This is a genomic window from Cellulosimicrobium sp. SL-1 (assembly GCF_011033075.1).
In the GTDB taxonomy this organism is placed as follows: Bacteria; Actinomycetota; Actinomycetes; order Actinomycetales; family Cellulomonadaceae; genus Cellulosimicrobium; species Cellulosimicrobium funkei.
Window position 1 is genome coordinate 56,785 of the sequence record NZ_JAACJC010000006.1, and the last position, 16,920, is coordinate 73,704.

Consider the following 16,920-nt stretch of genomic DNA (forward strand, 5'->3'; position numbering starts at 1 on the left):
CGGGCGCGACGTCGCCGCGACCCGGCTCGCGGGCCGACCCCGCGGTGGCGGCGGGCACGGCCCCATGGGCGGCATGGGCGTCCCCGGGGAGAAGGCGCTGGACTTCAAGGGCTCCCTGCGCCGGTTCGTGGGATCGCTGCGCCCCGAGCGCGTGCCGATCGTCGCCGTCGTGATCCTCGGCGTGGTGTCCGTGGCGCTCGCGGTCGCCGGGCCGAAGCTCCTCGGCAACGCGACGAACATCATCTTCGCGGGCGTCGTCGGCTCGCAGCTCCCGGCCGGCGTCACCCAGCAGCAGGCCGTCGAGGCTCTGCGGGCGCAGGGCCAGGACCAGGTCGCCGACCTCGTCTCCGGCGTCCCGGGGCTCGTGCCGGGAGAGGGCATCGACTTCACCGCGCTCGCGACCGTGCTCGCGTGGGTGCTCGCCGTGTACGTCGGCTCGTTCCTCTTCGGCTGGCTCCAGGGGCGCATCACGGCGATCGTCGTGCAGCGCACGGTCTACCGGCTGCGGGGCGAGGTGCAGTCCAAGCTGGCGCGCCTGCCGCTGTCGTACTTCGACCGCAACGCGCGCGGCGAGATCCTCTCGCGCGTGACGAACGACATCGACAACATCTCCCAGACGCTCACCCAGACGCTGTCCCAGCTCGTGACGTCGGTGCTCACCGTGGTCGGTGTGCTCGGCGTGATGTTCTGGATCTCGCCGCTGCTCGCGGTCGTCGCGCTCGTCACCGTGCCGCTGTCCGTGCTGGTCACGGCGCAGATCGCGAAGCGGTCCCAGCCGCAGTTCATCCGGCAGTGGGCCGCGACGGGCCGCCTCAATGCGCACATCGAGGAGATGTACACCGGCCACACGCTCGTCAAGGTGTACGGCCACCAGCAGGCGGCGATCGACGACTTCGAGCGCGAGAACGCGGCGCTCTACGACGCGAGCTTCCGCGCGCAGTTCATCTCGGGCACCATCCAGCCCGCGATGGGCTTCCTCGCGAACCTCAACTACGTGATCGTCGCGGTCGTGGGTGGCCTGCGGGTCGCGTCGGGCACGATGACCCTCGGTGACGTGCAGGCGTTCATCCAGTACTCGCGGCAGTTCACGCAGCCCATCACTCAGATCGCGTCGATGATGAACCTGCTCCAGTCGGGCGTCGCGTCGGCGGAGCGCGTGTACGACCTGCTCGACGCGCAGGAGCAGACGCCGGACCCGTCGCCCGCGAAGACGGTCGACCCGGTGCGTGGCCGCGTCGCGTTCGAGGACGTCTCGTTCTCCTACGACCCGGACGTCCCGCTCATCGAGCACCTCGACCTCGTGGTGGAGCCGGGGCAGACGATCGCGATCGTCGGGCCGACGGGTGCGGGCAAGACGACGCTCGTCAACCTGCTCATGCGGTTCTACGACGTGGACGGGGGCCGGATCACGCTCGACGGCGTGGACACGCGGGACATGACGCGCGACGACCTGCGCTCCGACATCGGGATGGTCCTGCAGGACACATGGCTGTTCCAGGGCACGATCGAGGAGAACCTGCGCTACGGCGTCCGCGACGGCCGCACCGTGGACGACGAGGCGTTCCTCGCCGCGACGCGTGCGACGCACGTCGACCCGTTCGTGCGCACGCTGCCCGACGGGTACGCCACGGTGATCGACGACGAGGGGTCGAGCGTGAGCGCGGGGGAGAAGCAGCTCCTCACCATCGCGCGCGCGTTCCTCGCCGACCCGGCGATCCTCGTGCTCGACGAGGCGACGAGCTCCGTCGACACGCGCACGGAGGTGCTCGTGCAGCAGGCGATGAACGCGCTGCGCGAGGGCCGCACGTCGTTCGTCATCGCGCACCGCCTGTCGACGATCCGCGACGCAGACACGATCCTCGTCATGGAGCACGGCTCGATCGTCGAGCAGGGCTCGCACGACGAGCTGCTCGCCGCCGGCGGCGCCTACGCCCGGCTGTACGAGAGCCAGTTCGCGGCGCCGCTCGACGCCGAGGCGGAGGACCCGGAGGGCGTGGGCGCTCCCGCGGGACGCTGACACGCCGCGGCCCGCACCACGCCCACCCCGAGGGGTGCGGCGAGGTGCGGGCCGCGTGCGTCCCGGTGCCGTCGCGCTCAGGCGAGCGAGAGGAAGAGCTTCTCGAGCTTCGCCACGTCGAGCGTCGGGTCCTCGCCGTCCTCGGTCGGCTCGGTGAGGCACTGGCGCATGCCGGACGCGATGATCGCGAACCCGGCCCGGTCCAGGGCGCGCGAGACGGCGGAGAGCTGCGTGACGACGTCCTCGCAGTCCCGTCCTTCGTCGAGCATGCGCACGACGGCGGCGAGCTGGCCCTGGGCGCGCTTGAGCCGGTTGGCGACCTTGCTCATGTCGGTCGGGTCGAGCTCCACGGTCGTCCTCCTGCGTTCGTCGGTGTTCTTGTCGGTTCTCGTCGTGGCGTGCCTGGTCAGGCGCAGGTGCAGCGCTGCTCGGGCGGCACCTCGGCCATGACCTCGTCGGCGTGCATGCCGCAGCCGGTCCAGGTGGTCTTGCCGCACGTGCGGCACAGGGCGGGACTGCACATGGTGGGTCTCCTCGGGTGTGGGGGTCGATCGGGGGTGTGGGGGTCGGGGCTCGGCGGGCCGGGGGCGGCCCGTGCGTGGTGGCGCAGGATCAGCGTCGCACGGCTCCGCCCGCGGCCTGCCACGCGCCGAGCCCCCCGGACAGGCTCGTCGCGGCGTAGCCGAGCGAGCGGAGCTGGCGTGCCGCGGTGCGCGAGCGCATCCCCGACGCGCACACGACGACGACGGTCGCGCCGTCCTGCAGGCGCCGCGGCGCGGCCGACGGGACGTCGGCGAGCGGCACGTGCACGGCCTGGGGCGCGTGCCCGGCGCGCCACTCGTCGCGCTCGCGCACGTCGAGGAGCGTCGCGCCGTCGCGGACGAGCTGCACCGCGGCGGCGGCGTCGACGGTCGGGCGCACGCCGCCGTCGTCGGACGAGCGGGAGAACAGGCGGCGGAGGCGGTCGATCATGCGGGGACTCCTTCGAGGGTGCGCGCGGCGCGCGGCGTGGTGGTCAGGGTGAGCCAGCCACCGGAGAGGTTGCGCGCGTCGAGCCCGGCGGCGAGCAGGACACGGGTCGCGAGGTAGGAGCGCACACCGCTCGCGCAGTGCACGGCGACCGGGCGCCCCGCCGCGGCGGCGCGCACCTCGTCGAGCCGTTCGCGCAGCTCGGTGTGCGGCACGTTGAGGGCCTCGTCGAGGTGGCCCCCGGCGTGCTCGGCGCGCGACCGGACGTCGAGCACGAGGGAGGTCGCGACGACCTCGTCGAGGTCGGCCGCGTGCCACTGCGGCATGGTGCCGTCGAGCACGTTCTGGGCGACGAAGCCCAGCATGTTGACGACGTCCTTGGCGGCGCCGTAGGGCGGGGCGTACGCGAGCTCGAGCTCCGCGAGGTCGTCGGCCGTGAGCCCGGCGCGCAGCGCGGTCGCGAGCACGTCGATGCGCTTGTCCACCCCCGCGCGGCCCACGGCCTGCGCGCCGAGCAGGCGGCCGTCGGGCGCGAAGCTCGCCGTCACGTGGACCGGCTCGGCGCCGGGGAACCAGCCCGCGTGGTGGGCCGCGTGGACGCGGACCTGCTCGTGCACGACGCCGGCCGCCGCCAGGGTCGCGTGGCTCGGCCCGGTCACGGCGGCGGTGAGGCCGAACACGCGCACGATCGCCGTCCCGAGCACGGGCGCCTGCGGTGTGGTGCGGTGCCCGGTCATCGCGTCCGCGGCGCGCCGCCCTTGGCGGTTGGCCGGGCCGGCGAGCGGGACGGGGCCCGTCGCGCCGGTGACCGCGTGCACGACCTCGACGGCGTCGCCGACGGCCCACACGTGCGGGTCGGACGTGCGCTGGTCGGCGTCGACGCGGATCGCTCCGCGCTCGCCGAGCGCGAGCCCGGCCGCCGCCGCGAGGTCGCTCGCGGGCCGCACCCCGACGCTCACGAGCACCACGTCGGCGTCGAGGACGGTGCCGTCCGCGAGCTCGAGCGCGACGGCGTGGTCCGCGACCTCGGGCTGCGGCACGACGGCGCTCGCGGAGGTCCCGAGGTGGAGACCGACGCCGTGGTCGCGGAGCTCGTCCGCGAGCAGCGGCGCGAGGTCGGGCTCCAGCGGCGGGAGCACCTGGTCGGCGCGCTCGACGACGTCGACCGTGAGACCGCGGCCGACGAGCGCCTCCACGGCCTCGAGCCCGATGAAGCCCGCGCCGACGACGACGGCCCGCAGCGGGGCCGTGCGTCCCGTGGCGACCTCCGCCTCGAGCTGCGCGAGCCGGGCCGACAGGGCGTCGAGGTCCGCCATGGTCCGCAGCGTGTGCACGGCCGGGTGGTCGAGGCCCGCGATGGGCGGGAGGACGGTCGTCGCGCCGGGCGCGAGGAGGAGCGCGTCGTAGCCGAGCTCGTACGTGCCGTCCTCGGCGGCGACGGTGACCGTGCGCGCCGCGCGGTCGACCGCGGTGACGCGGTGACGCGTCCGCACGTCGAGGTCGAGGCTCGCGCGGAGAGAGGCGGGCGTGTGCAGCAGGAGGGCGTCGCGCTCCGCGATCTCGCCCGCCACCTGGTACGGCAGGCCGCAGCCCGCGAACGAGACGTGGTCGGACTGCTCGAGCACGATGATCGACGCGCGCTCGTCGAGACGGCGGGCGCGCGCGGCGGCGCTCATGCCGCCCGCGACGCCGCCGACGACGACGATGCGGCGGGCGCCGTCGGGGTCGGACGGGTGGGTCGTCGAGCCGGGGGTCGAGGGGATCATGCTCTGACGATACCCCCCGGGGTATCGGTCGACGCAAGCCGACGGGCTGAGAGGTCGGTCACGGGACGCCCCGGGCGCCGCGCGGCCGCTCACAGCGGACGGACAGCCGTGGCATCCGGACAGCACACGCCCGCTCCGTAGACACGGCCCATGAGCACCCCTGCCCCGCACCCCGCCCCTCCCGCCTCGTCCCCGCCGCCCGTGTCCCGACGCCGACGACGGTGGCGTGCCGCGATCGTCACGGCCCTTGCCGTGCTGCTCCCGCTGGGTGGCGCCACGGCGTGGGCGCTGGACCGGTTCGTCGTCGAGCACGTCGAGATCGCCGACGTGTCGGCGTACGAGGCCTCGCAGGGTCTCGACGCGAGCGGGGCGTCGGGCCAGGGGGCGACCGCGGACGACGGCGCGGGCGCCTCGACCGGGACCTCGGCGGGCACCTCCGCGGGCACCGGGACGGTCGACGGCGACACGTACACGTCCGACAGCACGAGCATCACGGTCTCCCGGGTGACCACCGGGTCGGGGGACGACACCCTGACGTACTACGTGGCCGACGTCGTGCTCTCCGACATGACGGACCTGCGCTCCGCGTTCGCGCAAGACGCGTTCGGCACGAACATCACGGAGACGACGTCGGACATCGCTGCCGACAACGGCGCCGTCCTCGCGGTCAACGGCGACTACTACGGGTTCCGTGACACCGGCATCGTCATCCGCAACGGCGTCGTGTACCGGGACGAGGGCGCGCGCGAGGGCCTCGCGATCTACCGCGACGGCCACGTCGAGGTCTACGACGAGACGACGACGGACGCGCAGAGCCTCGTCGACGCCGGGGTGTGGAACACGCTGTCGTTCGGGCCCGCGCTCGTCGAGGACGGCGAGGTCGTGGCCGGGATCGACGACGTCGAGGTCGACACGAACGTCGGGAACCACTCGATCCAGGGCGAGCAGCCGCGCACGGCGATCGGGGTCGTCGACGAGAACCACCTCGTCCTCGTCGTCGTGGACGGCCGTCAGGAGGGCTACTCGCGCGGCGCGACGACGACCGAGCTCGCCGGGATCCTGCAGGACCTCGGCGCGACGACCGCCTACAACATCGACGGCGGCGGGTCCTCGACCCTCTGGTTCGACGGCGAGGTCGTCAACAGCCCGTCGCAGGGTCGTGAGCGGGGCACGTCCGACGTCCTCTACGTCGCGGACGGTGCCTGATGGCCGCCGCGACCACGCGCGAGCAGCCCGCGGACCCGGCGACGAGCGTCGCGCGGACCGCCGTCGTGGTCCCCGCGTACCAGCCCGACGCGCGGCTCGTCGCGCTCGTCGACGCGCTGCAGGCGGCCGTCCCCGAGTCCCCGGTCGTGGTTGTCGACGACGGCAGCGACCGGCGGTGCGGGGGAGTGTTCCGCGCGGTGCGGGCGCTGGGCGCCGTGGTGCTCACCGTCCCGGTGAACCGTGGGAAGGGCTACGCGCTGCGGACCGGGATCCGGTGGGTGCGCGACCGGCTGCCCGGCCACGGCGTGGTGTGCGCCGACGCGGACGGGCAGCACACCGTGGTCGACGTGCTGCGGGTCGCTGCGCGCTCGCAGGCCGAGCCCGAGGCCGTCGTGCTCGGCGCGCGGCGCTTCGCGGGCGACGTGCCGGTGCGCAGCCGCATCGGCAACGCCGCGACCCGCTGGGCGTTCGCCGCGACGACCGGCACGCGTGTCCGGGACACCCAGACCGGGCTGCGCGCCTACGGGCCGGGCCTGCTCGGCGATCTCCTCGCCGTGCGCGGGGACCGGTACGAGTACGAGCTGCGCGCGCTCCTCGAGGCGACCCGCGCGGGCCGCCGGATCGTCGAGGTGGACGTCGCGACGGTGTACCTCGACGACAACGCGTCCTCGCACTTCCGGCCCGTCGCCGACTCGCTGCGCGTGTGGGCGCCGCTGCTGCGGTTCGCGGCGTCGTCGCTCGGTTCGGCCGCGGTCGACGTCGTCGCGCTGCTCGCGCTGCACGCGCTCACCGGGTCGCTCCTCGCGGCCGTGGTGGGCGCGCGCCTGCTCAGCGCGGGCGTGAACTTCGCCGTGAACCGCCGCCTGGTCTTCCCGGGCGGGCGCGATCTCCCGCTGCGCGTCGCGGCGGCCCGGTACGTGGCGCTCGCGGCCGTGCTGCTCGCGGCGAGCTACGGGTTGCTCGCGATGCTGACCGGGATCGGCCTGCCGCTCCTCGCGGCCAAGGTCGGCACCGACGCCGTGCTCGTCGCGACGAGCTACGAGGTGCAACGGCGCGTGGTGTTCGCGCCTCTCAGCGCTGACCGGCGTCCCGCTCGACGAGGGCGGGCACGTGGTCGCGCGCCGTCCAGCGCCGGCCGACCCACTTGATGACCTCGACGAGCAGGAAGACGACGAGCGCGAGCCCGAGCGTCTTGCCCCACTCCGCGAGCGCGATGGGTGCCGAGTCGAACCACGAGTGCATGAACGGCGCGTAGACGAAGACGGCCTGCAGCGCGAGCAGCGTCGCCGCCGAGACCCAGACCACCCGGTTGCCGCGCAGCACGTCGAGCGTGAGGCTCGACCGGTCGAGGAACCGGCAGTTGAACAGGTAGGCGAGCTGGCCGAGCGCGAGCATCGTGACCGCCGTCGTCTGCGCCTCGGCGAGCGGGACGCCCTGCGCCCGCTCGACGTAGAACAGCAGGATGGTCGCGCCGCCGATGAGGAGCGACACGAGCAGGATGCGGCGCACGTACGCGCCGTCGAGGATCGACGCCTTCGGGTCGCGCGGGGCGCGGCGCATGACGTCGGGCTCCGCCTTCTCGTACGCGAGCGCGAGCGAGAGCGTGACCGCGGTGATCATGTTGATCCACAGCACCTGGACCGGCTGGAGCGGCAGGGTGAGGCCGAACAGGACCGCGACGAGGATGACGAGCGACTGCGCGCCGTTGGTCGGGAGCAGGAACAGGACGGACTTGCGGATGTTGTCGTAGATCCGCCGGCCCTCCTTGACGGCCCGCTCGATGGTCGCGAAGTTGTCGTCGGCGAGCACGACCTCCGCGGCCTCCTTGGTCGCCTCGGTGCCCTTGATGCCCATCGCGACGCCGACGTCCGCCTGGGTGAGCGCGGGGGCGTCGTTGACGCCGTCGCCCGTCATCGCGACGACCTCGCCGTGCGACTGGAGCGCGGACACGATCCGGATCTTGTGCTCGGGGCTCGTGCGCGCGTACACGTCGACGTCGCGCACCACCTGGCGCAGCTTCTCCGTGCTCATCTCCTCGAGCTCGGGGCCGGTGAGCACGGCCGGCGCGGACGAGCCGTCGTGGGCGTCGACGATGCCCATCTCGCGGCCGATCGCGAGCGCGGTCCCCGCGTGGTCGCCGGTGATCATCTTCACGCGGATGCCCGCGTCGCGGCACTCGGCGATGGCCTCGATCGCCTCGGGGCGCGGCGGGTCCACGATGCCGACGAGCCCGCACAGCTCCAGGCCGTCCGCGACGTCGGCGATGTCGAGGTCCGCCGTGCCGTCGGCGGCCGGGCGTCGCGCGGCTGCCAGGACACGCAGCCCCTGCCCGCCGAGCGCGTCGATCTGCGCGTCCCAGAACGCGCGGTCGAGCGGCTCGCTGCCGCCGTCCGGGGCGACCTGGGTCGCGCAGCGGTCCAGGACGCGGTCGGGCGCGCCCTTGACGTGCACGTGCAGGCCGCCGTCGGGTTCGGCGTCGAGCGTGGCCATGAACTTGTTCTCGGACTCGAACGGCACGACGGCGACGCGCCGCCACCCCGTCGGGTCGACGCCGGCCTTCATGCCGAGCGTGCGCAGCGCGCCCTCCGTCGGCTCGCCGACGAGCCGCCAGCCGTCGGTGTCCTCGCCGTCGGGCACGATCCGCGCGTCGTTGCACAGCATCATGACCGTCGCGAGGGCCGCGAGGTCGCGGTCGTCGGCGAGGTCCGCGTGCCGGGTGCCCGACGCCGGTCCCTCGCCCGCGCCGTCCACCTCGCCGGGTGCGCCGGTCGCCCCGGGGCGGGGTGCGTCGTCGGGCACGGTCACGTCTCCCACGGGCGCGTACCCCGCGCCCGCGACCGCGAACGTGCGCCCGCTCGTGCGGACCGTGCGCGCCGTCATCTCGTTCTTGGTGAGCGTGCCGGTCTTGTCCGAGCAGATCGTGGTCACCGAGCCGAGCGTCTCGACCGCGGGGAGCTTGCGCGTGATCGCGCGACGCCGGGCCATCTGCTGCACCCCGAGCGCGAGGGTGATCGTCACGAGCGCGGGCAGGCCCTCCGGCACCGCGGCGACCGCGAAGCCGATGGACGCCGAGATGAGCTCCGGGACGGTGAAGTCGTGGAAGACGCGGCCGATGATCACCATGACGACGGCCATCGCGAGGATGAGCACCGCGAGCAGCTTGCCGAACCGGTCGAGCTGGCGCGTCAGCGGCGTCGCGAGGCTGCGGACCTCGGAGATCATCGTCTGGATCCGGCCGATCTCGGTCGCCGTCCCGGTCGCGGTGACGACGCCCACGCCCTGGCCCGCGGCCACGAGCGTGCTCGAGAAGAGCATGCTCGACCGGTCGCCCACGCCCGCGTCCGCCCCGACCGGGGCCACCGACTTTGCCGCCGCGACCGACTCGCCCGTGAGCGCCGACTCCTCGACGCGCAGGTTCGTCGCCTGGATCAGCCGGACGTCCGCGGGCACGCGGTCGCCCGAGCGCACGCGCACGACGTCGCCGGGCACCACGTCGTCGGCGTCCACGCGGGCCCACGCACCGTCGCGCCGCACCTCGGCGTTGACGGACAGCATGTTCCGGATGCCCTCGAGCGCGCTCTCCGCGCGCCCCTCCTGGATGAACCCGATCGCCGCGTTGATCACCGCGACCGCGAGGATCACCGTGAAGTCGACCCAGTCGCCGAGGATCGCCTTGAGCACCGCCGAGACGAGCAGGATGTAGATGAGGATGTCGTCGAAGTGGACGAGGATCCGCTTCCACAGCGGGTCGCGCTGCGGCGGCGGCAGCCGGTTGGGCCCCACCTCCGCGAGCCGTGTCGCGGCGTCGGCGCTGGAGAGGCCGCCTGCGTCCGTGCCGAGCTCGGCGAGGACGGCGTCGGGCGGGCGCGACCACGGCGCGTCGAGCGACCGTTCGGTCGTGCTCGCCGAGGTCGAGGAGGCCGCCGTGGCGGGGGTCGGTGCAGCGTCCGGCGCGGATCCCATGCCCCTATTCGACCCCCGATGCCCGGATCGCGCGAGGGGCGAAGGACCGTGATCCGCACCACGGCAGCGGTCAACGGTCAACGGTCAGCGGTCAGGGCGAGGAGAACGGGTTCACGACGGGGACGCCGCTGTCGACGAAGTCACGCGTGTTCCGTGTCGCCACCGTGAGCCCGTGGGCGAGCGCGGTCGCCGCGAGCAGCGAGTCGACGACGGGTAGCGGTCGCGCCGCGTGCACGGCCGGCCATCGCTGCGCGATCCCGAGCGTCACGGGGAGGATGCGGTCATCGTACGTCTCCTCGAGGCCGTGGACCCACGCCTCGAGCGCGGTCGCCCGCGCGGCGTCGCGGGGCACGAGGCGCTGGACCCCGGTGCGGATCTCGCCGACGGTCAGCACCGAGAGGTAGATCTGGTGCGTCCGCAGCCCGCGGAGCCACGCGACGACCTGCTCGTCCGGGCGGGTTCGGACGAGCTCGGAGACGACGTTCGTGTCGAGCAGGTATCTCACGCGTCGATCCCGAGATCGAGCTCGCGCAGCGGGGCTCGGTCGCGGACGACCTCGAGGTCGTCCGACGTGGGTGCCTGAAGGAGGTAGTCGGCGAGCTCCACGCGGAACCCGGCGAGCTCGTGGTAGAGGTCGATGCCGACGACCACCGCGATCTCCTTGCCGTGCCGGGTGATCACCTGCGGGCCCTTCTCGGCTTCTCGCAAGACCTCGCTGAGGCGTTGCTTCGCATCCTGCACCTGCCAGCTCACGCGACCTCCGCTCGTCGTCCGGTCTGGACAGACTAGACAGACCGGCCAGCGGAGATCAAGGCTCGTGGCGGGCCTGGGAGAATCGACCGCGTGAGCGAGACCAGCCCCCGAGCCGGCCTGCGGGTCGTGCACGTCACCGACCCCGCCGACGACCGCCTCGCGGACTACAACCGCCTGACCGACGTCGCGCTGCGGTCCAAGCACGAGCCGGAGAAGGGGCTGTATATCGCCGAGAGCTCGACGGTGATCCGGCGCGCGCTCGCCGCGGGACACCGCCCGCGGTCGTTTCTCATGGCCGAGCGCTGGCTCGACGACCTCGCCGACGACATCGCCGCTCTGCCGGTCGACGACGCCCCGGGCGGCACGGGCGAGCAGGTCCCGGTGTACGTCGGTGCGCCCGACGTGCTCGAGGCGATCACCGGGTTCCACCTGCACCGCGGGGCGCTCGCGGCGATGCACCGCCCGCCGCTGGTCCCCGTGCGCGACCTGCTCTCCGCGGCGCGCGGCGGGACGGGTGCGCGGCGGGTCGCGGTGCTGGAGGACGTCGTCGACCACACCAACATCGGTGCCGCGCTGCGTGCGTGCGCCGCCATGGGGGTCGACGCGGTGCTCGTCACGCCGTCGTGCGCCGACCCGCTCTACCGCCGCTCGATCCGGGTGTCCATGGGCACGGTGTTCCAGGTGCCGTGGACCCGTCTCGAGCACTGGCCGCACGGCCCGCGCGACGACGCGACACCCGGCGGCGTCGACCTGTTGCAAGAGCTCGGGTACACGGTTGCCGCGCTGGCGCTCGACGACGACTCGGTGAGTCTCGACGAGCTCGCGGCGAATCCGCCCGAGCGCCTCGCGATGGTGTTCGGGACGGAGGGCGACGGCCTCAAGCGACGCACCGTCGCGGCGTGCGACCTGACGGTGCGGATCCCGATGGCGGGGGGAGTCGACTCGCTCAACGTCGCCTCCGCGGTGGCCGTGGCAGCCTGGGCGATGCGCTCATGAGGTGGCTCTGCCGGCCACCCCGGTGCGCGGGACTAACGGCGCTGACGAGGAACTGTGGGGGAGGCACGTGGACGAGATGACGGTGGTGCCGGACGCGGTCCCGCTCGACGGGTCGGAGCGGTTCCGGGGCGTGGACGCGTCCGTGCTGGATTTCTGGCGGTTCGCGATGAGCGATCTCCGGATGAACAACGTGCGCGGCTACCTGGCCGAGTTCCTCGTCGCACGGGCCGTCGGCGCGGCAGGCAACCGGGTCGAGTGGGACGCCTACGACGTACTGACCCCGGACGGCGTGCGGGTCGAGGTGAAGGTACGCGGGTACCTGCAGTCGTGGGCGCAGAAGCGGGTGCAGCTCTCGCCGTTCCAGATCAAGGCCGCGGCCCCGTGGGACCACGCGACCGGCGCCTTCGGGGAGAAGGGGTGGAACGCAGACGTGTACGTGCTGTGCGTGCACACCGCGCGCGAGCACGACGCGTACGACGCCCTGGACGTGGCGCAGTGGGAGTTCTACGTGCTGCCCCGCCACGTGATCGTCGAGCGAGCGGGGGCGGGAATGTCGCTGGCGTGGGTACAGGAGCGGGCCGGAGGGCAGACGCCGTACACCGAGCTCGCAGACGCGGTGGCGACGGCCGCAGCCGGCGGCGGCGCGTGCACAGGCCGGTGACCACTCGGCGTGACGAGGACGCCTCTTGGGGCAGGGCGCACGAGGCTCGCTGCGGTCTTTGTGCCGTGCGTCCGCGGGCGAGCCGACTTTGAGGGTTCTCGGGACGCGGCCACTCGAGAGCGGAACCCTCGCGCCGTGAGCAGAGCACCGGCGCAGACGGTCGTCGCGCGGCGGAGGGTGCCGCGCTGGCGCGTCGCCGTGGGCGTGGTGGTGGGCGTGGCCGGCACGCTGCTCACGCTTCTTCCGGCGGCGCTCGCGGGCAGTCTCGCGCAGGACTACAGGACGGGGGCCTGCTACACCCCGGACGACCATCTCTTCGGCGACATGTGCCACATCACGGCGGTCGAGGCGTACGGCGTGATGATGGTGTTGCTCGCCGCACCCAGCGTCGTCGGGCTGCTCGTCGCGTTCCCTCGACGTGTGGGTTGGTACCTCGGCGCCCTGGTCGCCGCGACGGTGGTGGTCTACCTCGTGCTCGTCTACTCGGGAGAGACAGTCGGGCCACCACGCGAGCATTTCTTCGACCCGAGCCAGCTCGGCGGTTAGCGGCGCGTATACAGGTGTTGGTTCGGGCCTGCTGACGGATGGCCGGCTCGATGATCGGCGCGTGGACGGGCTCAGCCTCACCCAGGAGACCCGCCGACGAGACCATCAGGGTGAAGGCGTGACCGCGGAAGCCGGCTGCGCATCGGAGCGAAGAAGCCCTGCCGACTCGGCGCGCGCACCGCGAGGATCGGGCGATCGACGGGTGATCCTGTGAATACCCGCAGGCGATGGTCCGTACGTCCCTATTGTGGCCGCGTGGCAGACACGGGCTCGACACCGCGCGCCGGAGCACATCTCGTTCTCGCGGCCGCGACGATCCTCGTACTCGTCCTCGGTGTCGCCGCACTCTCGGCGCTGTTCGTCGGGCGAGCCGTCAACGAGACGCTCCCGTTCGACGTCGGGGCCCACTCGGGGGTTGTCGACGCCGAAGCCGTCGCCGAGGCCGCTGCCGACCTCGACGGCGTGGGCTCGGTCTCGGTCGAGAAGGTCCCCGGGGACACCCTCGTGCCCACCCTGGGGCTCGTCATCGTGCACACCGAAAAGCGGTGGAACCAGGCCGAGGTCCGACGGCTCTCGACCGTGTTGAAGGAGCACGCCGCAGCGTTCGACCCCTCTCGCCCGGTCCACGTCGCGATCGCCACGCCCGAGGCGTTCATCGCGGTCTCCGGCGACAGCGACGACAACGCCGCGCGGATCGAGGCCGCCGAGCAGGCGTTGGCTGCCGGTGCTTCGGCAGTGCACGTCGCGCCGCACCACTTCGACGTCATGGAATGGTCGTCCCAAGGACCAGGCAGTGCACCGCAGGTCACGGCAGTCCTGCCATCGGGTACGGATCCTCGCGAGTTGCAGGATGCGCTCGGCCGAGACGTGGTGATTGCCGACCACGTGCGGTGGGTGCAGCCGGAGCAGCACGGCTAGGGCGCGACGCACGTCGGAGGAGGACGGGGTCTGGTGGATCTTGATGCGACACAGTCTCGGCCGTGATCAGGGCTGGTCTCGCGCGCAGCGTCGAGGACGCCTACGAGGCGATCGTGCTGCTGGACGTGGAGTAGGAGACTTGTCGCCCGGTCTCGGTCTTCGTCGGTGTCCACCACGACGGCCGTCGGTACGTGCACGCAGGAGCTCGTGCGCGTCGCGGTGGGCGAGCCCGTCGGCTCGGCCTGAGGGCCGCGCTCAGTCCGTGGGGGCCGACCGGGCGAACCGGTCGACCTCCCGCACCACGACCTCGACGAGCGCCGGGTCGCCGAGCGGGAGGAAGTGCCCGGCGAGCGGCAGCTCGACGTTCCGTCCGCCCTCGAGGCGGCCGGTCTCGGGGATGTGGGGGTCGAAGCGCGGGTAGACGGCCGTGATGCGCGCGTCGACCCCGCGCTCGGCGGCGAGCGCGACCAGCGCGGCGTCGCGCGGCGAGAACGCGCGCAGCGTGCGGCCGAGGAGGTACTGCGCGTAGCGCGAGCCGCGGAACGGCGTCGCCACGGCGACCATGCCGGCTACGCGCGGCCCGGCGGCCGACAGCATGACGCGCTTGCCGACGAGGCCGCCCTTGCTGTGGGCGACGAGGACGACGTCGCGCAGGTCGGACCGCTCGAGGAACGCCGCCGTGCGGTCGGCAGCCTCGGCGAACGGGCGCCGGTTGTAGCCGAGGCCGGGCACGGCGTGCACGGGGTGCCCGGCTCGGGCGAGGGCCGTCGCGATCGGCCCGAGGAGCTGCCACGTCTCGTAGACGCCGGGAAGGAGCACGACGGGGCTCGCACCGCCGGGGCCGGTCGGGACGGGTCGGCGCGCGCGCAGGGCGCCCTGGACCTGGTGCGCGGCGACGTACGCGTAGTCCACCGCGCGGTCGCGCAGCCGCAGCGAGCGGGGCCAGCGGGGCGCCCTCACGGCAGGTCCCGGGGCAGTCCGCGCGGCAGTCCACCGGCAGCACGCACGGCCGCGACGATCCCCTCCGGGTCGGCGTCCATCGCGTGGTGGCGTCCCCGGACCTCGCGGAACATGCCGCGCGGCGCGGCGAGCGCGAGCTCGCGGCACCACCGGCGCGGAGCGATCGGGTCGTGCGCGCCCCGCACGACGACGAGACGCCCCGGCACGCGCGGCACGACGTCCTCGAGCCGGTGCGCCAGCATGTGCCGGACCTGGCGCGCGTAGTGCGGCAGCGAGCAGCGCAGCACGTAGTCGACGGCGAGCGTCGCGAGCGCGCGCGGACGCTCGCCCACCGCGTCGCGCGCGAGCCGCAGCGCCTGGCGCGGCGCGCTGCGGGCGTCGCGGTCCGCGGTCGGCCCGACGAGCACGCCCGCGGGCGCCTCGCGGGGGTGGTCGGCCATCGCCTGGGCGACGACCTGCCCGCCCATCGAGTGGCCGACGAGCACGACGACGGGGCGCGGGGCGCCGTCGGGCAGGTCGAGCACGCGGCGGCGCACGTGCTCCGCGACGACCGCCGCGTGCTCCTCGATCGACACGTCGCGCGACGCGCGGGGCGCCGCGCCGAAGCCGGGCAGGTCGATCGCGTGCACGGCGACCCGGGGGAGCGCGCCCGGCCGCAGGAGCGCGCGCCGCACCGGGTCGAACGCGCGCGCCGACGACCCGACGCCGTGCACGAGCACGACCACGACGTCGGGCGCGTCCGCCCCGGACACGTGCACGACGGCGGTGAGATCGCCGACCGCGCAGCGCACCTCCGCGGTGCCCGCCGACGCTGCCGCCGCCGACGCCGCCGACGCCGCCGACGCCGCCGACGCCGCCGACGCCGCCGACACCGTCGACGGCGCGGACGACGCGCCGGAGCGGGCCCGGGCGAACCGGACCCGCTCCGTGACGTGCTGGGTGTCGTCGCCGGCCGTGGCCGACGACGTGCTCCGGGTCGTCAGCTGACGTCTCCTCGCCACGCGCCCGTCTCGGCCCCGCGGGACTCGATGAACTCCTTGAACCGGGCGAGGTCGCCCTTGACGCGGCGCTCGTCGAGCTGGAGGACGTCGCCCACCTTCTCCACGACCCCCTCCGGCGTCCAGTCGAGCTGGACCGTGACGCGGGTCTGCGTGTCGTTCAGCCGGTGGAAGGTCACGACGCCCGCGTGGTCGGGGCCCGACGTACTGTTCCACGCCACCCGCTCGTCGGGGTGCTGCTCGGTGATCTCCGCGTCGAACTCGCGCTCGACGCCGCCGATCTTCGTCTTCCAGTGCGTGTGCGTCGCGTCGAGCTGGCGGATCTCCTCGACGCCCTCCATGAAGCGGGGGAACTCCTCGAACTGGGTCCACTGGTCGTAGGCCGTGCGGACGGGGACGTCGACGTCGATCGACTGGGTGACCGTGCTCATCGGTGATACCTCCTGTGGTTGGCGGGCGGTACGACCACACCCTTCCCGGGGTCCGTCCCGCTCGCGCGGCGAACGGGGGTCGGGCTCACTCCAGCGCGCTCGACGGGTCCCCGGACGCCGGCTCGGCCGCGTCGGTGCGCGAGCCGAGGGAGTCGTCGCCCATGTCCTGCGCGTCCACGACGGCGAGCTCGTCGAGGAGGAACAGGAACGCGCGGGCGTACGGGTTGTCGTCCACGCGCTCCCGGACGTCGGACCAGTCGATCTGCTCGCGCATCGCCCGCGCGACCGGCAGGAGCCGCGAGAAGTCGCAGTAGTGCTCGCCGAGGACGCGCAGCTTCGACGCCATGATCTCGGTCGCGGACAGCACGGGCATGCGGACCGCGAGGACCTCGAGCTCGTCGGTGCGCGCGAGCAGGTCGTCGTCGATCGGCTCGCCGACCATCCGGTACAGGACGTCGATGAGCTCGCCCCCGTGGTACGCCTTGAAGAGCCAGTTCTCCGTCGGCTCCGTGATCTCGAGCCCCGCCTCGCGCAGCACCTCGCGCGCCCGGTCCACGTCGACCTCGCGGATCGCGAAGTCGGCGTCGTGGCTCGGCTCCGGCGCCCCGCGCGCCCACGCCGCGTAGCCGCCGACGAGCGCGTGCGGGATCTCGGCCTCGGCCAGCGCCGCGGCGGTCATCCGGAGGCCGTCGTGCAGTGCGTCCCTGTCGTCCACCATGCCCAGGGTCTACACCAC

General features: G+C 73.7%; 18 protein-coding genes. 8 read left to right on the forward strand and 10 right to left on the reverse strand.

The window, feature by feature from the left end:
* Nucleotides 1-64: 64 nt before the first annotated feature.
* Nucleotides 65-2,017: an ABC transporter ATP-binding protein gene (locus tag GWJ10_RS10545; protein ID WP_241005775.1), complete on the forward strand. Its 1,953-nt coding sequence runs from the start codon at nucleotides 65-67 to the stop codon at nucleotides 2,015-2,017.
* A 77-nt stretch (nucleotides 2,018-2,094) separates the two neighbouring features.
* Here the strand turns inward: GWJ10_RS10545 and GWJ10_RS10550 are convergent, their stop codons facing one another.
* The 3 genes from GWJ10_RS10550 to GWJ10_RS10560 form a co-directional block, all read right to left on the reverse strand.
* Nucleotides 2,095-2,367 carry a metal-sensitive transcriptional regulator gene (locus GWJ10_RS10550; protein ID WP_021482683.1) on the reverse strand — a complete coding sequence of 91 codons (273 nt, stop codon included), beginning with the start codon at nucleotides 2,365-2,367 and terminating at the stop codon, nucleotides 2,095-2,097.
* Nucleotides 2,368-2,629: 262 nt separating this feature from the next.
* A complete protein-coding gene (locus GWJ10_RS10555) occupies nucleotides 2,630-2,989 on the reverse strand; it encodes a rhodanese-like domain-containing protein (protein WP_163187338.1) in 360 nt (119 codons plus the stop codon).
* Complete coding sequence (locus GWJ10_RS10560; RefSeq protein ID WP_163187340.1) at nucleotides 2,986-4,752, reverse strand: FAD-dependent oxidoreductase; 1,767 nt, start codon at nucleotides 4,750-4,752, stop codon at nucleotides 2,986-2,988. Before GWJ10_RS10560 ends, GWJ10_RS10555 begins: the two co-directional genes overlap by 4 nt.
* Nucleotides 4,753-4,902: 150 nt before the next feature.
* On the opposite strand from GWJ10_RS10560, the gene GWJ10_RS10565 reads away from it, so the two are divergent.
* Entirely contained in the window at nucleotides 4,903-5,958 is a 1,056-nt protein-coding gene (locus GWJ10_RS10565; RefSeq protein ID WP_144723394.1) for a phosphodiester glycosidase family protein, read from the forward strand.
* Nucleotides 5,958-7,106, forward strand: coding sequence for a glycosyltransferase (locus GWJ10_RS10570; RefSeq protein ID WP_163187342.1), 1,149 nt, complete (start codon nucleotides 5,958-5,960; stop codon nucleotides 7,104-7,106). Before GWJ10_RS10565 ends, GWJ10_RS10570 begins: the two co-directional genes overlap by 1 nt.
* On the opposite strand, the gene GWJ10_RS10575 is transcribed toward GWJ10_RS10570, so the two are convergent.
* The 3 genes from GWJ10_RS10575 to GWJ10_RS10585 all read right to left on the reverse strand — a co-directional run bounded on the left by GWJ10_RS10575 (nucleotide 7,030) and on the right by GWJ10_RS10585 (nucleotide 10,674).
* The gene (locus GWJ10_RS10575) at nucleotides 7,030-9,921 is read right to left on the reverse strand and encodes a cation-transporting P-type ATPase (protein ID WP_163187344.1); all 2,892 of its coding nucleotides are present in this window, start codon (nucleotides 9,919-9,921) and stop codon (nucleotides 7,030-7,032) included. The genes GWJ10_RS10570 and GWJ10_RS10575 overlap by 77 nt on opposite strands.
* A gap of 91 nt (nucleotides 9,922-10,012) precedes the next feature.
* Entirely contained in the window at nucleotides 10,013-10,426 is a 414-nt protein-coding gene (locus GWJ10_RS10580) for a type II toxin-antitoxin system VapC family toxin (RefSeq protein ID WP_163187346.1), read from the reverse strand.
* Nucleotides 10,423-10,674, reverse strand: a complete 252-nt coding sequence (locus tag GWJ10_RS10585) for a type II toxin-antitoxin system Phd/YefM family antitoxin (RefSeq protein WP_163187348.1) — start codon at nucleotides 10,672-10,674, stop codon at nucleotides 10,423-10,425. Before GWJ10_RS10585 ends, GWJ10_RS10580 begins: the two co-directional genes overlap by 4 nt.
* Nucleotides 10,675-10,764: 90 nt before the next feature.
* Here GWJ10_RS10585 and GWJ10_RS10590 point away from each other — a divergent pair, with 90 nt between their 5' ends.
* The 4 genes from GWJ10_RS10590 (at nucleotide 10,765) to GWJ10_RS10605 (ending at nucleotide 13,795) form a co-directional block, all read left to right on the forward strand.
* Nucleotides 10,765-11,670, forward strand: a complete 906-nt coding sequence (locus GWJ10_RS10590) for an RNA methyltransferase (RefSeq protein ID WP_163187350.1) — start codon at nucleotides 10,765-10,767, stop codon at nucleotides 11,668-11,670.
* 67 nt (nucleotides 11,671-11,737) lie between these two features.
* Nucleotides 11,738-12,331 (forward strand): hypothetical protein, encoded by a 594-nt coding sequence (locus GWJ10_RS10595; RefSeq protein ID WP_163187352.1) that lies wholly within the window; start codon nucleotides 11,738-11,740, stop codon nucleotides 12,329-12,331.
* Between the two features lie 135 nt (nucleotides 12,332-12,466).
* Entirely contained in the window at nucleotides 12,467-12,877 is a 411-nt protein-coding gene (locus GWJ10_RS10600; protein WP_163187354.1) for a hypothetical protein, read from the forward strand.
* Nucleotides 12,878-13,132: 255 nt separating this feature from the next.
* Nucleotides 13,133-13,795, forward strand: a complete 663-nt coding sequence (locus GWJ10_RS10605) for a hypothetical protein (RefSeq protein WP_163187356.1) — start codon at nucleotides 13,133-13,135, stop codon at nucleotides 13,793-13,795.
* Nucleotides 13,796-14,050: 255 nt separating this feature from the next.
* Here the strand turns inward: GWJ10_RS10605 and GWJ10_RS10610 are convergent, their stop codons facing one another.
* Together GWJ10_RS10610 and GWJ10_RS10615 are read right to left on the reverse strand one after the other, a co-directional pair.
* Nucleotides 14,051-14,755 carry an alpha/beta hydrolase gene (locus GWJ10_RS10610; RefSeq protein WP_163187358.1) on the reverse strand — a complete coding sequence of 235 codons (705 nt, stop codon included), beginning with the start codon at nucleotides 14,753-14,755 and terminating at the stop codon, nucleotides 14,051-14,053.
* Nucleotides 14,752-15,513 (reverse strand): alpha/beta hydrolase, encoded by a 762-nt coding sequence (locus tag GWJ10_RS10615; RefSeq protein ID WP_163187360.1) that lies wholly within the window; start codon nucleotides 15,511-15,513, stop codon nucleotides 14,752-14,754. The genes GWJ10_RS10610 and GWJ10_RS10615 overlap by 4 nt, the downstream gene beginning before the upstream one ends.
* Before the next feature lie 7 nt (nucleotides 15,514-15,520).
* On the opposite strand from GWJ10_RS10615, the gene GWJ10_RS10620 reads away from it, so the two are divergent.
* The gene (locus GWJ10_RS10620; RefSeq protein WP_163187362.1) at nucleotides 15,521-15,742 is read left to right on the forward strand and encodes a hypothetical protein; all 222 of its coding nucleotides are present in this window, start codon (nucleotides 15,521-15,523) and stop codon (nucleotides 15,740-15,742) included.
* Here GWJ10_RS10620 and GWJ10_RS10625 read toward each other — a convergent pair.
* Together GWJ10_RS10625 and GWJ10_RS10630 are read right to left on the reverse strand one after the other, a co-directional pair.
* On the reverse strand, nucleotides 15,735-16,184 hold the full coding sequence (locus GWJ10_RS10625; protein ID WP_021483430.1) for an SRPBCC family protein: 450 nt from the start codon (nucleotides 16,182-16,184) through the stop codon (nucleotides 15,735-15,737). The genes GWJ10_RS10620 and GWJ10_RS10625 overlap by 8 nt on opposite strands.
* A gap of 85 nt (nucleotides 16,185-16,269) precedes the next feature.
* Nucleotides 16,270-16,902: a nucleotidyltransferase family protein gene (locus GWJ10_RS10630; RefSeq protein ID WP_076404711.1), complete on the reverse strand. Its 633-nt coding sequence runs from the start codon at nucleotides 16,900-16,902 to the stop codon at nucleotides 16,270-16,272.
* Between the last annotated feature and the right edge of the window lie 18 nt (nucleotides 16,903-16,920).